Here is a 13,339-nt window from a genome sequence, read left to right as displayed (position 1 = left end):
TCCCTGGATTACTGACGGATTTCTGCATGTTCTCTGTGACCCATCTGTTGTGAGTTCCCATCCGGGGTCGCGATGCCCCGGAGCGGCCTGAGATACTAGGGAATGTGGCGGCGAATAATATAAATATGCTTTTTCTTCGCGACGGCGCCCCGGGGGGTTATAGATTCTCCGGATATTGCGCAGAACCAGAACGCTTTAATCGTTTTCCTTATATAGACAATGTGATATGCACGACGCTCTCCAGGTACGGGTGCCGACGGGTATCGCCTCGCTCGATCCCGTGTTGGAAGGGGGCGTTCCGCCGGGATCGGCGGTGCTGCTCCTCGGGGAACCTGGTGCCGGCAACGTCGAATTCGTGCAGACGTCGCTCATACGGCTCTCCCGGCTGAAGCGGGACGGGGTGGCCGGCGAGCATCTCCTGCTCCCGGAGTGCATCTCGTACGTGACGTTCACCAGGATGCAGGAGGATATCCTGAAGGAGATAGCCCTCTCGTTCAATCCTGCTCTCTATGATCGCCTCGGGAAGGAGATTGTCTTCCACGACCTCTCGGAGCTCTACTTCGACGCCAGTATCGTTCCCCCCGACTGGTACGGGGAGGGAAGCGTTATCGAACGACTGCAGAAGAAACAACGCAAAGAAAACGGCGATGTCCTTGCAGAACTCGCCCGGGCGATCGATCAGTGCCCCAGGAACAGCTTAATTATCCTTGATTCGCTCACCGATATCGCGCCGCCGCTCAACGAAGGGAGACGCTGGCATGCATTCATCGCCTTCCTGCGCGGGTTGCAGCGCGCCGCAAAGCGCCGGAACTCCACGATCTATCTTCTGCTCACGTCCGGCATCCTGGAGAGAAGAAGAGAACTTGAGATCGCCGACTGCGTCGACGCCACGGCCCTCTTCCGCTGGGAGGAGAGCGGTGCACAGCGCCGGCAGCGGGTTATGTACTTCGAGAAGTTCCGGGGCGTAATGCCCCGCCTCGAGGCCAGGAACCTGGTGAAGTTCGCCGTCTCGATCTCGGCGACGGAAGGATTCGAGGTGCAGAACATCAGGATGGTGATATAACGGCAAACCGGGTGAGTTTCGGAGTCGAAGGGCTGGACGCGATGCTCTCGGGGGGACTTCTCGAGAAGAGCATCTGCGCGATCGTCGGCACCTACGGCACCGGGAAGACGTCATTCGCCCTCCAGTTCGCATACGAAGGACTCTGCCGTGGCGAGAAGGTGATCTACATCAGCCTCGAAGAACGGGAGGAACTTCTCCAGGCCACCATGGCGCAGAAAGGGTGGGACATGGAGGCCTTCGACGACCGGTTCTACCTTCTCCGGCTGGACCCGACCGACTTCAACCTCGCGGTCAGCAGCATCAAGAGCGAGCTCCCCGCTCTCATCGAGAGCACGGGCGCCTCGAGGGTGATCATCGACCCGATATCGCTCTTCGAGGGGCTCTTCGAGGACGAGGCCGACAGGCGGCAGGAGATGTTCCGGCTCATCGAGGTGATGCGGGACGAAGACTGCACCCTTGTGCTGACGAGCGAGACCAGCCCGGCAAATCAGTACGGGAGCAGGTACGGCCTCGTGGAGTACCTGGCGGATACGGTGGTTCTCCTCCGGTATGTCCGCTCCCGGGGACTCACCGAGGTGTACCTGGTCCTCGAGGTCGTGAAGATGCGCCGGTCGGCCCATTCCCGGGAGATCAAGCCGTTCGAGATCCACGAAGACGAGATCACGGTCTACTCAGAGGCGAGTCTGTTCTAGGTGCGATGCTTCGCAGAAGCGGAGCATGAGCACCGGCAGGTGCGAACTGCGACGGGCCGGCTCTACGCTCTCGACCTCCGGCCGGACGCGGCCCTCTTCTTCTGCGCCATCCGCCAGCGTTTGAGGGCGAACGCTACGACGACGAGGACGATGAGCGTATTGAAGAGCACCCGTATGATCGGGTTCTCAAAGTCCGTCCCGATCAGGTTCCCGTGGACGACGGCGAAGAGGAGCACGACGTACATCAGCCCGTGCACCCACCGCCAGTACTTCGGGATGCTTCTTCGGAGCAGCACGCCGGCAAACGCGATGTAGAGGAGATACAGGGCAGGCCGGCCCGCGAGCGCCCAGGACCGCTCCCGCGGGGAGAAGACCGGGATGAACGCGACAGGGATCAGCGCTCCTATGGCAATGATCACCGGGTGCAGCGTGGGGAGGAGAAGACGGACGGCGGCGAAGGTATGGTGCACCGGGAGAAACGGTCCGCCGAGGACCTTCATGATCTCCCGGAGGAACGGCGTTAGAAGGGTTGCGATGCCGAGGGAAAGAAAGCCCCACAGGGCGGCAAGACGCGCTAGGACGTTGAACAGGTCATCCGCGGGTTCTGTCAGAACCACCGCGCAACAAGCGCATACAGGGCCATGATGACGGCTGCAAAGAGCGCACCCGCCCGGGTCGGGGCCACAATTCCAGAAGACTCACGGTGAGGGATAAGGGGTTCGGCCCGGATGGGGACGGGAGGATCTTACGGCTCCAGAGTAGACATCCTGCTTGTCGCAAGTCGCCCTTTCGGTGCTCCTGCTCTCGCCCTTCAGGCAGTCGCACCTCGCATGAGACCACGTAATTCCACAGAGTCATGGGCGCTCCCCTCACATCGCGCGGCCTGCCCTCCCTTTGGTTGCGCCCCCGGCACGGATTCCGTGGGAGTATCGCCATGGGGGGTGGGGCTGACGGGGAGGGGGGCGTGCCCCCCCTCTCCTGTCCCCAACTCGCTCCTGACAGTGCTCGAACTCCTGCTCCTGTCCTTCGGACAGTCATTCCCCCGGGCAATATCCCCGTGGTCCACAGTAATGGGATTTTACTCGCTTTGCCTTTCGTGACACATGAAATAGGATATCCAGACACCCTTTAAGTAGAGGCCAGATAGGGAACGGGGGCTGGAGAAAAACTCCGGCCTCCAAAAAGCGAGTGAAACCCCGCGGACCTTGATAACCTTCTCAGATCGCAATCCCGACGAGGTGGAGCAGGACAAGAACCAGGGCGCCCGGCAGCCCTGCAAGAGCGCAGATGAGAACCGTCACCAGGTTGATCTGGATGTCGGGTGCCCCAAACCAGCTGAGGACGTCGAAGTGGTTCAGGAGCCCCAGCGTGATGAGCCCGGCGACGGCGTTGATGACGAGCGTCATGGCCTTCTTCATCAGGTAGTAGAGCGTCGCGGCTATCGCGACCGCGAGAAGGATGGCAAGGATCTCTTCCATCATCTATTTACCAATGATCTGCTGGTTATTTAACCGTATTGATGGAATCGTCAACCGTCCGACGCGTCTTGAGTCATTCCCGAGCCCCCCGATACCCGCAAGCATCTCAAAGACGTTCCCGGAGAGCATCGCCGTCCGGATGGGTTCGACCGGTTCCCCGCCCTCCATCCAGAAGGGGTTCGAGATCTCCACCGAGAAGTCGCCGGAGAACGGGTTCGCGGTATGGGCGCCCACGACGTCGTGGATCCAGATTGCCCGCTCGTCGCCGGGCTCTTTCACCCGCGGCCCGTCGATGAAGAGGTTGTGCACGCCGATCCCGGGCCCTTCGCTCCCGGAACGGACGGCGCTCCCCGTGCTCCCCTCGCCGTAACGGTAACCGGTCTTGAGATCGTAGGCGAACCGCCGCAGCACCCCCTGCTCCACGAAGACCAGGCGGCGGGTCGGGACGCCCTCCGCATCGAAGGCCGTGCTCCCGAGGCCGGGAGCAAACGGGTCGTCGTAGACGGAGAGGCGCTCGTCGAAGACCTCTTCGCCGACCTTGTCCGCAAGGAACGACCGGCCGGCCTTCACGTTCCGCCCGGAGAGGGCCGGGAGGAGAACCTGCCCGATGAGGCTTGCGGCCGCTATCGGGGAGAGGACGACGTCGTAGCGGCCGGTCTTGAGATCGCTGCCCCCGAGAGATCGAGCGGCAAGCGAAGCAGCCTGTTCGCCGACCGACCGGGCATCGATATCGGCGAGGAACGGGGAGGCGTCGAACTCGTAACCCGTGGACTGCTCCCGGATCGCCTCGAGGGAGACCGCCGCCACCGTCCGGTCCATGCCGTAGAAGACGCCGCTTGAGTTCGCGATAGCAAGGTACGACCGGGCGAGATCAGCGCTCCCGCCGACGACTTCCACCGGGTGCTCCGCCGCTCCGGAGAGGAGCTCCGCGACCATGCGCGCCGCATCCTCCACCGCGACGACGAGATCCCCGTCGGCCGCGGAAGGAGTGCCCGCGAGATCGGCCGGTTTCGGGAACCCGCCCCACTGTTGCGGGGTGGCGAGCCGACCGCTCGCGAGCGCCGCGTCCAGGCATTCCTTCCACCGGTCGGGGTCGCTCGTGGCCGAGAACCCGATCCGCCCGTCCTTGACCGTCCGGACGGCCATGCTCCAGGCTTCCGACTCCTCGGCGTTCCCGAGGATCCCTTTCTTGATCTCGGCGGCGACGCTCAGTCCCCGGGCGTAGAAGACCTCGACCTCGTCCGCCCGGCGTTCGCCCTCCCGGAGAATCCTCTCGATCAGATCTTCGCCGTTCATTCGCCGCGCCCCCCGATGGTTGCGTTCTCGAGCAGGAGATGAGGCGCCCCGTCGCTGACCGGGACGCTCTGCCCGCCTTTCCCGCAGTATCCCGGGCTCATCTTCCGGTCGTTGCCGACCAGGACGATGTTGTGAAGCGTCGAGAGGATCTCACCCGAGAGCGAGACGTCCCGGACCATACCGGCCTTCTCGCCGTTTTCGATGAGGTAGCCGTACTCCGCATTGAACTGGAAGACGCCGCGGCCGGGGTCGACCTGTCCGCCTCTTGATCCGATCAGGAGGATGCCGTCCCGGCACTCCTCGAGGATCTCGTCGTAGGCCGCGTCGCCGTTCTCGATGAAGGTGTTGCTCATCCGGACGATCGGCGGCGCCCCGTGCTCCGACCGGGCGTGGCCGGGAACCCCGTTCCCGACCGCCGCAAGGGTCTCGCGGTTGTGGAGATAGGAGGAAAGGATGCCGTCGCGGACGATCTCTGTCCGCTCTACTGCGACGCCCTCGGCGTCAACGGGGATGAACCCGAACTCGGGGAGGGAGGGGTCGTCGACGATGACGAGCCCCGCACAGCCGATACGTTCGCCGATCTTCCCGCCGAGAACCGATGCGCCTTCGCGGACGAGGTCGCCCTCGCTCGCGTGGCCGACCGCTTCGTGGGTGAAGACGCCCGCAAGCTCCGGGTCGAGCACCGCCCGTTTCGTCCCGCCCTTCGGAATCTTCGCGTCGAGCAGGGATACCGCGACCTCGCCTGCCTTCCGGCCGAACTCCTGCTTGTTCCGGAGGTTGAACCCTGTCGTGATGTGGTCGCGTTCGCTCCCCATCTGCATCACCCCGTTTCTGGAAGCGATGGCGACGACCGAGAATCCGGACCGGACGGCCTCGTAAGAGTACTCGTTCCCGCTCGAATCCAAGAACCGGACCGCGTCGATCCCCTCGGTGTAGCGCGCCCGGGTGTTTCCCACCCCGGCGACGCGTGCCGCCTCCTCGATCCCGGCAAGCAGCCGGGTCTTCTCCTCGAGATCGACGTCCCGCGGGTCTTCCTTGAGAGGAGGAACCGGGAGCACGCCGCGCGGCGCGTCGGCAAGGTCGAGGTGATCCTCCGTAACGGCCGCAAGGCGCGATGCCGCTTCGACGAGACGCTCAACCTCGCGTTTCGAATCGATATCGACGTGATCGCGGGTGAGGACACCCCATCCTTTCGATCCGAGCACCCGGATCACGGCTTTGTCGAAAAATGAAGTGCCCGCGGACTCGACCACCCCGTTGTCGATATCGACCAGGGTGATCTCGCCGCGTACGCACCGGATATCGTAGTAGCGTACTTCAGCCATAACCTATCAGACCATGGAACGCCCGACGTTCGGATCGAAGAGACCGGTCGGGTTGACCGCCAGTTTCCGGAGCTTCGAGAGGAATCCGTCCCGGTTCTCGGGGACGAGCGCGTTCTGGAGGACCTCCTCGATGTGATCGACCGGCACCACCTCGACCATCGTGCGGTAGCGCTCCTCGATCAGAACGTCGTCGAGGTTCGACCGCGGGATGATCACCTTCCTGATCCCGGCTTTTGCCGCCGCCTCGATCTTGTAGGTGACCCCACCGATGGGGAGGACGTCGCCCCTGACCGAGAGAGAGCCGGTCATCGCAACGTCCTGGCGCACCGGGATATTCTCGATGGCACTGATCACCGCCGTCGCCACGGTCACGGAGGCCGAGTCTCCCTCGACACCGCCGTAGGTGCCGATGAACTGGACATGGATGTCCATGTTCCGGATATCCTTCCCCGTGAACTTCTTGATGAGGGCACTGACGTTCGTTATCGACTCCTTGGCGATATCTTTCAGCATACCGGTCGCAATGACCGTGCCGGCCGCTCCCTGGATCGGGGTCACCTCGGCCATGATGGGGAGCACCGATCCCGAGTCGCTCCCCATCACCGCAAGCCCGTTCACCCGGCCCACCCGGGTGCCCTCGATGACGGTGATGTCGTAGTCGCGGCTCCGCCGGATGTACTCGTCGGAGATCTGGTCCTCGATCGAGCGGGATGCCGATTTCGCGGCGAGGACGTGCTTTGCCGTGGTGAACTCCGCGCCCTCCTGCCGGGCGAGGTCTCCCGCCACCCGGATCAACCCGCCCATGTCACGAAGTTTCAGGGTCAGGTGACCCTTCCGGTTCGAGCGGCGCCGGGCCTCGCGGAGCACCTCAAGCATGGCCGCGCGGTCGAAGTGGGGGATCTTCCCGTCGTTCTTGACCTCCTGCGCGATGAACCGGAGGAACTTCTTCCGGTTCTCCGGGGTGTCCTCCATCGTCTCGCGCATGTAGACCTCGTAGCCGTAGCCCCGGATACGCGACCGGAGCGCCGGGTGCATCCCCTGGATGGCGTCGAGGTTGCCCGCCGCGATCATCACGAACCGGCAGGGAACCGGTTCCGTCCGGACCATCGCGCCGCTCGAGCGCTCGCTCTGGCCGGTGATCGGGAAGGTGCCCTCCTGGAGCGCGGTCAGCAGGTTCTGCTGGGAATGGGGGGTGAGGGTGTTGATCTCGTCGATGAAGAGCACCCCGCCGTGCGCCCGGTGGATGGCCCCTCCCTCGACGCGATCGTGGGACGGCGTCTCAAGCCCGCCGCTCTGGAAGGGGTCGTGCCGGACGTCGCCGAGCAGGGCGCCCGCGTGCGAACCGGTGGCGTCGATGAAGGGCGCCGTGGTGTTCGGGTCGTGGGATATCAGGAGTTTCGGCACCATCGCCTCCTCGCGGGGCATCGAATACTTCAGCGCCATGAAGACGAATGCGGCGGCGATGACGCCCATGAGCCACTGGTAGGTGATGATCGCGTAGCCGATGATGCCGATGATGAGGAGCATGATGAGGGTGCTCCGCATCTGGATCTTCTTGCGCGCCTCCACCTTGTGGGCGTTCACGATCTGCTTGCCGCGGCCGGAGGGGACGGTCCTGATGATGGGGTTATTGTTATCCTCAGGATTCGGGTAGACCAGGATGTCCTGTAGTTCCTCTTTCGGGAGGAGCTCGGCCATCGCCTTCGCCAGCATCGATTTGCCGGTCCCGGGGGTGCCGATCATCATCACGTGCCTGCGCTGGACGGCGGCCTTCCGGATCACCTCGACGGCATGCTCCTGGCCGATGACCTGGTCGATGAGATTCGGGGGTACGTCGATATCCGACGATGCGCTCAGCTCAAGGCCGGAAAAGACATCCGTCTCCTCCAGTTCGTCGTTCGTGAGCTCAATGTTGGGAATTTCTGGTGTTTGCGTCGAATCCATCGTCGAGTTTACCTCTTTGCTGCACTGGTACTTATATAATTTATTCATCCTCGTTCAAATACTTTCTACCAAAGGTGTTTCATGAGAATAATCAGCACGGAACGGTCCCAGGTTCTCGCAGCCCGCGTCGCCGAAAGACTGGGAGTCTCACTGGTCGAGACGAAATTCACCCGATTTCCCGACGGGGAACTGTATCTTAAGTGCGGAGAACTGGACGACGAAACCCTGATCGTCAGCAGCATCGTGGACAACGATATGTTCATGCAGACTCTTCTCGCTATCGATGCCGCCGATCATTCGAGGAACACGCTGGTGGTTCCGTATCTCGGCTACTCCCGGCAGGACAAACGTTTCTCCCCGGGCGAACCGATCAGCGCCCGGGCCGTCGCACGGGCCCTCTCGACCGGCATCGAGCGGATCTACGTCGTCAACATCCACGACCCGGGCGTGCTGAGCCACTTCGGTGTCCCGGCAAAGAACGTCACCATCGCCCCGGCCGTCGGAGGCTACATCGGCGACCTGCGCCTGAAAAACCCCCTGATCCTCGCCCCGGACGAGGGCGCGATCGACTTCGCTTCGGACGTCGCGGCGGTCGGCGGGTGGGACTGCGATCACCTCGAGAAGACCCGGCTCTCGGGCGAGGAGGTCAGGATTGCTCCGAAGACCATCGATGCGGCCGGCCGGGACGCCGTGATCGTGGACGATATCATATCCACCGGCGGAACCCTCGCGACCGCCGCCTGCATGCTCCGGGAGCAGGGAGCCGCGTCCATCCACGCCGCCTGCGTCCACGGGGTGCTCACGAGCGGCGCCTACACCCGCCTGCGGGCGGCGGGAGTCTCTTCGGTCGTCTCCAGCGACACCTACGAGAACGCCTCAAGTTTCATATCGGCTGCAAGCGCTATCGTCACCGCGATCAAAGAAGATGCTCACCGTTGACGGATCACACCTCGAGGGGGGCGGGCAGATCCTCCGTCTGGCGGTCGCCTTATCGGCGCTCTCCGCCGAACCGGTCACCGTGACGAGGATCCGGCAGAACCGGAAGAATCCCGGGCTCGCTCCCCAGCACATCGCCGCAGTCCGGGCGGTCGCCGGGGCCTGCGACGCAGAATGCACGGGCCTCTCGCCGGGAAGCAGGGAGATCTCGTTTACCCCCGGCCTGATCCGGCGGACGGACCTCGCGATCGACCCCGGCACCGCCGGGAGCATACCCCTCATCGTCCAGGCGTGGCTCCCGGTCGCCCTCGCCGCCGGCGGGAGCATCACCGTCTCGGGCGGAACCGAGGTGCCGTGGAGCCCGACCATCGACTACCTAGAGCACGTCCTCGCGCCGGTGCTCCGCCGCGCCGGGGCCTCGATCGAGATCACGGTGCTCGAGAGGGGGTATTATCCCCGCGGAGGGGGGCGGGTGCGCGTCAGGGTGGAGCCGTCCCGCCCGGCCCCGATCGCGATCCCGGAAGGGGAGGAGGCGGGCTGCGGGATCGTATCCTCTTCGGCCGGCCTCCCCGCGCACGTCGTGGAGCGCCAGGCAACGGCCGCACGCGATCTCCTGAACCGGGAACTCAGGCTCTCCTGCACCGCCGTCCTCGACTCCCGCGGGAGCGGGGCAAGCGTCGGGAGTTCGGTCACGGCATGGAACGGTGCGAAGGGAGCCGTCGCGCTCGGGAGGCGGGGGCTTCCCGCCGAAGAGGTGGGCCGGACGGCGGCACGGGAACTCGCCGACGAGTGCCGCAGCCCCGGCACGGTCGACGTCCATCTCGCCGACCAGCTCCTCGTCTACCTCGCCCTCTACGGGGGCGAGTACAGCACCCATACCCTCTCGATGCACGCAGAGACCGCAGGCTCTCTCCTCTCCGAGTTCGGGTACGCGATCCGGTGCCGAAAGGACGATGCCGTGAGGTTCTCCGCATGACACTCGTCCTCGACGCCTCGGCCTTTTTTGCGGAGATCCCCCTCGACGGCCCGATCGCGACCACGCCGTCGGTCGTCGCGGAACTCTCCGACACCCACGCGAAATGCCGGTTCGAGGTTCTTTCGGCCGCGGGGCTCAGGGTTCGGGAGCCGCGCGAGGAAGACCTCTCGCGGGTTGATGCCGCCGCGCTCCGGACCGGAGATGCCGGGGTGCTCTCCGGAACCGACCGGGATATCCTTGCGCTCGCGCTGGAACTCTCGGCCGTCCTCGTCACCGACGACTTCGCCGTCCAGAACGTCGCTCATCGTCTCGGCATCGAGACCCGGAGCATCAGGCAACGGCCAGCCCGGCCGATCCGGTGGCGCTACCGGTGCAGCGGGTGCGGGCGGTACTGGAAGGAGCCGGGAGACTGCCCGATCTGCGGCGCACCAATCAAAAGAAAACTTAAATAATCACCCGGATATCTTTTCTTCATGTCCGCGCTCGAAGAACTGATCACGAAGGCAAAAGCGCTCCAGGCAGAAGGGCACACCCCGGGCCAGATCTCCGACGAGCTGGGTCTCTCGATGGAGACGGTCACCTGGCTGCTCACCCAGCAGAAGGGTATGGAGGCGCCAAAAGACGTCCACATCGACTGGGCGGCCGTAGGGAGCCACGGCGTTCTTTTAAACGACATGGCGATGATGATGCTCAAACGCTTCCTCTACCTGGCGGAAGGAAGCGTCGTACGCGCCGTCGACGACCTTCCCGACACAGTCGTCGGGATCGCGCCGTCGGGCGCCCCGCTCGCCACCCTCATCGCCGCAGAAGAGGGGCTGAAACTCGCGGTCTACCTCCCGGCGAAGCACAGCCGGAGCGAGACCCCCACCGGATCGCTCTCGGGCACCTTCTCCGCGATCACCGGACAGCGGTGCATCATCGTCGACGATGTCGTCACGACCGGGACGACGCTCTCCGAGACGATTGCGTTCCTCCGGCAGCACGGGGCCACGCCGATGGCGGTCTGGTCGCTCTTCGACAAGCGGGGCGTCCGGGAGGTCGAGGGGGTCCCGGTCCACTCGCTCTTCGTGATATCGAGGCTCGGGTGAACGGCCCGCCACTTTTTTCGATACGCCCGGATCGCGCTCCAGCGGGAGCGGTGAAACGGACGGCGCCCCGTGTGGGGTGTCCGGGCGCGTAGCAGCGGCTGACGGATGATGCATCACCGCCGTTCGGTCCGGACGTCCGGGGAAGGCCGGCCACCATCGACTAATTTATATAGAACCTCTGAACAAACCTAACGAGCAAAGGAGGATTATACAATGCTTGCTGGACAGCCCATCATTATTTTACGGGACAATGTTGAGCGCACTCGCGGGTTCGAGGCGCAACGCTCGAATATCATGGCTGCAAAGGCAATTGCGGCCGCCGTTCGGACGACACTCGGTCCCAGGGGAATGGACAAGATGCTGGTCAGCTCCACCGGCGATGTGGTGATCACGAACGACGGGGCAACCATCCTGCACGAGATGTCCGTGCAGCACCCCGGCGGCAAGCTGGTCGTTGAGGTTGCGGAGACCCAGGACGACGAGGTCGGCGACGGCACCACGACCGCGACCGTGCTCGTGGGGTCCCTTATGGAAGAGGCGGAGACGCTGCTCGCCCAGGAGGTTCATCCCACCATCATCGCGAACGGTTACCAGCTCGGCATGGAGAAGGCTCTCTCGATCCTCGATGACCTGGCCATCGCCATCAGTGCCGACGACCGGGAGAACCTCATCAAACTCGCCGGAACCGCCATGACCGGAAAGTCCATCGAGGCGATCAAGGACCGGATCTCCGGCATCGTGGTGGACGCGGTGCAGCAGGTCGCGACCGAGACCGGCCGGGGCACCTACGCCGTGGACGAGGACGATATCAAGATCAAGAAGCAGGTCGGCGACTCGATGGACGACGCCGAACTGATCCGGGGCATCGTCATCGACAAGAAGCGCGTATTCGAGCAGATGCCCGATAAGGTCACGGACGCTAAAGTCGCCCTGCTCGCCCAGCCGCTCGAGATCACGAAGACCCAGGTGAAGTCGAAGATCAAGATCACCTCCTCCGACCAGATGAAGGCGTTCTCCGAGCAGGAACGCGAGTCCCTCCGGAAACTTGCCGAGCAGATCGTTGCCGCCGGTGCGAACGTCGTCCTCTGCCAGAAGGGGATCGCCGACGCGGTGCAGTACTACCTTGCCAAGCACGGCGTCTACGCCGTCGAGGACGTGAAAGAAGAGGATATGAAGTTCGCCGCGAGAGCACTCTGCGGCACCATCGTCAACAAGCCCGAGGAACTCACCGGGGAGACGCTCGGCCACGCCGAAGCAGCCGAGGAGGTCCCCGACGCCGACCTGACGATCATCTCCGGGTGCGACAACCCGAAGGCCGTCACGGTCCTCCTGCGCGGCACCTCCCAGCTCCTGCTTGACGAACTCGAGCGGGCGGTCTACGACGCGGCCCGGGTCATCCAGGACGCCATCGAGGACGGTAAGTTTGTCGTCGGCGGCGGAGCGGTCGAGACCGAACTCCAGATGCGCATCCGCGACTACGCCGCAACCGTCGGCGGCCGGGCCCAACTTGCCATCGAAGCGTTTGCGAACGCGTTCGAGGTCATCCCGAGAACTCTCGCGGAGAACTCCGGGTTCGACACCATCGACAAGGTCGTCGCTCTCCGGAAGGCCCACGCCGACGGCGCGAAGTACGCCGGGCTCAACGTCTACACCGGCGAGATCGTCGACATGCTTGAGGCCGGGGTCATCGAGCCCGAGCGGGTGAAGACCCAGGCGATTAAGAGCGCGACCGAGACGGCCATGCTCCTCGTCCGCGTCGACGACATGATGATCACCCAGACCGGAAAGCCGGCCGCACAATAAGTCACCCGCGCGAAGAGGCCAGGAAGATCCCGGCTTCTTCCCCTGTTATTTCTTCGTCCTGCGGAACGCTCCGTCCGCGACGGAATATCAGCGCCGTATCCGGATTGAGCCCGAAGGAGAGGAGGGCGGTCTCATACGTGTCGCCCGGCCGCCCGCGGTAGACCAGCACGTCGCCGTCCGGGATAAGGGTGAATCGACAGAGCATATCTCGATACTATTATAGTCGTAGAGCCTAAATACTCTAGGCTGATTCTGTGCCGAGGTAGTCTAGTCCGGGAAGGCGGTGGCCTCGAAAGCCACTGGTGCCTGGCACCTCGGGAGTTCAAATCTCCCCCTCGGCGTCCGTTTTGAGAGTTCAACGTTCAAGCAGTTCATCGCAATTCCCTGTACGCAATATTAGCAGACAGACCTCTTCAGCATCGCCCGCGCCGGAGTCCTCGGTTCGGCTATCAGGCAGCCGCTATGGGGTTCGGGGTGCTGATCCCTGAGATGAGCGGGGGATATCTCGCCGGTATCCCCTGGCGTGCGGCATTCCCGATCTATCTAGCGGCAGCGTCCGATGAATGGATGACGAGGCGGGATCTTCCGGGGGCGAGCTCCCCCCGAGAGATTCAGACTCCTTTGCCTTATCCTCCCGAGCGCTCCGGCACAGGTCCAGGAACTGTGCACCCGGAGTCCGAAATACCCTGAAACACCGGTACCGCTGCCGGCCGGGGATATTTCCAAAAGATGATATTT

General features: G+C 63.8%; 13 protein-coding genes and 1 tRNA gene. 8 read left to right on the top strand and 6 right to left on the bottom strand.

The features are described 5' to 3' along the window. The first annotated feature begins 226 nt into the window (after nt 1–226). Nucleotides 227–1,063, top strand: coding sequence for an RAD55 family ATPase (locus L21_RS06185; protein ID WP_074369627.1), 837 nt, complete (start codon nt 227–229; stop codon nt 1,061–1,063). A gap of 11 nt (nt 1,064–1,074) precedes the next feature. Next, nucleotides 1,075–1,755 (top strand): KaiC domain-containing protein, encoded by a 681-nt coding sequence (locus L21_RS06180; protein ID WP_256712517.1) that lies wholly within the window; start codon nt 1,075–1,077, stop codon nt 1,753–1,755. A gap of 62 nt (nt 1,756–1,817) precedes the next feature. Here the strand turns inward: L21_RS06180 and L21_RS06175 are convergent, their stop codons facing one another. The 5 genes from L21_RS06175 to lonB form a co-directional block, all read right to left on the bottom strand. Next, complete coding sequence (locus L21_RS06175) at nt 1,818–2,372, bottom strand: ferric reductase-like transmembrane domain-containing protein (protein WP_074369625.1); 555 nt, start codon at nt 2,370–2,372, stop codon at nt 1,818–1,820. Between the two features lie 600 nt (nt 2,373–2,972). Continuing rightward, nucleotides 2,973–3,236, bottom strand: a complete 264-nt coding sequence (locus L21_RS06170; protein ID WP_074369624.1) for a pro-sigmaK processing inhibitor BofA family protein — start codon at nt 3,234–3,236, stop codon at nt 2,973–2,975. Further along, the gene (locus L21_RS06165) at nt 3,237–4,529 is read right to left on the bottom strand and encodes a TldD/PmbA family protein (protein ID WP_074369623.1); all 1,293 of its coding nucleotides are present in this window, start codon (nt 4,527–4,529) and stop codon (nt 3,237–3,239) included. Continuing rightward, nucleotides 4,526–5,854: a TldD/PmbA family protein gene (locus L21_RS06160; protein ID WP_074369622.1), complete on the bottom strand. Its 1,329-nt coding sequence runs from the start codon at nt 5,852–5,854 to the stop codon at nt 4,526–4,528. Before L21_RS06160 ends, L21_RS06165 begins: the two co-directional genes overlap by 4 nt. 6 nt (nt 5,855–5,860) lie before the next feature. Continuing rightward, nucleotides 5,861–7,798, bottom strand: a complete 1,938-nt coding sequence (lonB, locus tag L21_RS06155) for an ATP-dependent protease LonB (protein ID WP_074369621.1) — start codon at nt 7,796–7,798, stop codon at nt 5,861–5,863. Nucleotides 7,799–7,879: 81 nt separating this feature from the next. On the opposite strand from lonB, the gene L21_RS06150 reads away from it, so the two are divergent. The 5 genes from L21_RS06150 (at nt 7,880) to thsA (ending at nt 12,601) form a co-directional block, all read left to right on the top strand. Further along, entirely contained in the window at nt 7,880–8,737 is an 858-nt protein-coding gene (locus L21_RS06150) for a ribose-phosphate diphosphokinase (RefSeq protein ID WP_074369620.1), read from the top strand. Then, nucleotides 8,724–9,710 carry an RNA 3'-terminal phosphate cyclase gene (gene rtcA / locus L21_RS06145; RefSeq protein WP_074369619.1) on the top strand — a complete coding sequence of 329 codons (987 nt, stop codon included), beginning with the start codon at nt 8,724–8,726 and terminating at the stop codon, nt 9,708–9,710. The genes L21_RS06150 and rtcA overlap by 14 nt, the downstream gene beginning before the upstream one ends. After that, a complete protein-coding gene (locus tag L21_RS06140) occupies nt 9,707–10,162 on the top strand; it encodes an NOB1 family endonuclease (protein WP_074369618.1) in 456 nt (151 codons plus the stop codon). The genes rtcA and L21_RS06140 overlap by 4 nt, the downstream gene beginning before the upstream one ends. 21 nt (nt 10,163–10,183) lie before the next feature. Further along, nucleotides 10,184–10,798 carry an orotate phosphoribosyltransferase-like protein gene (locus tag L21_RS06135; protein ID WP_074369617.1) on the top strand — a complete coding sequence of 205 codons (615 nt, stop codon included), beginning with the start codon at nt 10,184–10,186 and terminating at the stop codon, nt 10,796–10,798. 213 nt (nt 10,799–11,011) lie between these two features. Further along, the gene (thsA, locus tag L21_RS06130; protein ID WP_074369616.1) at nt 11,012–12,601 is read left to right on the top strand and encodes a thermosome subunit alpha; all 1,590 of its coding nucleotides are present in this window, start codon (nt 11,012–11,014) and stop codon (nt 12,599–12,601) included. A 1-nt stretch (nt 12,602) separates the two neighbouring features. Here thsA and L21_RS06125 read toward each other — a convergent pair whose 3' ends face one another. Continuing rightward, nucleotides 12,603–12,806, bottom strand: coding sequence for a thiamine S protein (locus tag L21_RS06125; protein ID WP_074369615.1), 204 nt, complete (start codon nt 12,804–12,806; stop codon nt 12,603–12,605). A 51-nt stretch (nt 12,807–12,857) separates the two neighbouring features. On the opposite strand from L21_RS06125, the gene L21_RS06120 reads away from it, so the two are divergent. Beyond that, nucleotides 12,858–12,942: transfer RNA gene (locus L21_RS06120), tRNA-Ser, on the top strand. The last annotated feature ends 397 nt before the right edge of the window (nt 12,943–13,339 follow it).

It is taken from the genome of Methanoculleus chikugoensis (assembly GCF_900095385.1).
Lineage (GTDB): Archaea > Halobacteriota > Methanomicrobia > Methanomicrobiales > Methanoculleaceae > Methanoculleus > Methanoculleus chikugoensis_A.
This window is presented reverse-complemented; position numbering and strand designations above follow the sequence as displayed.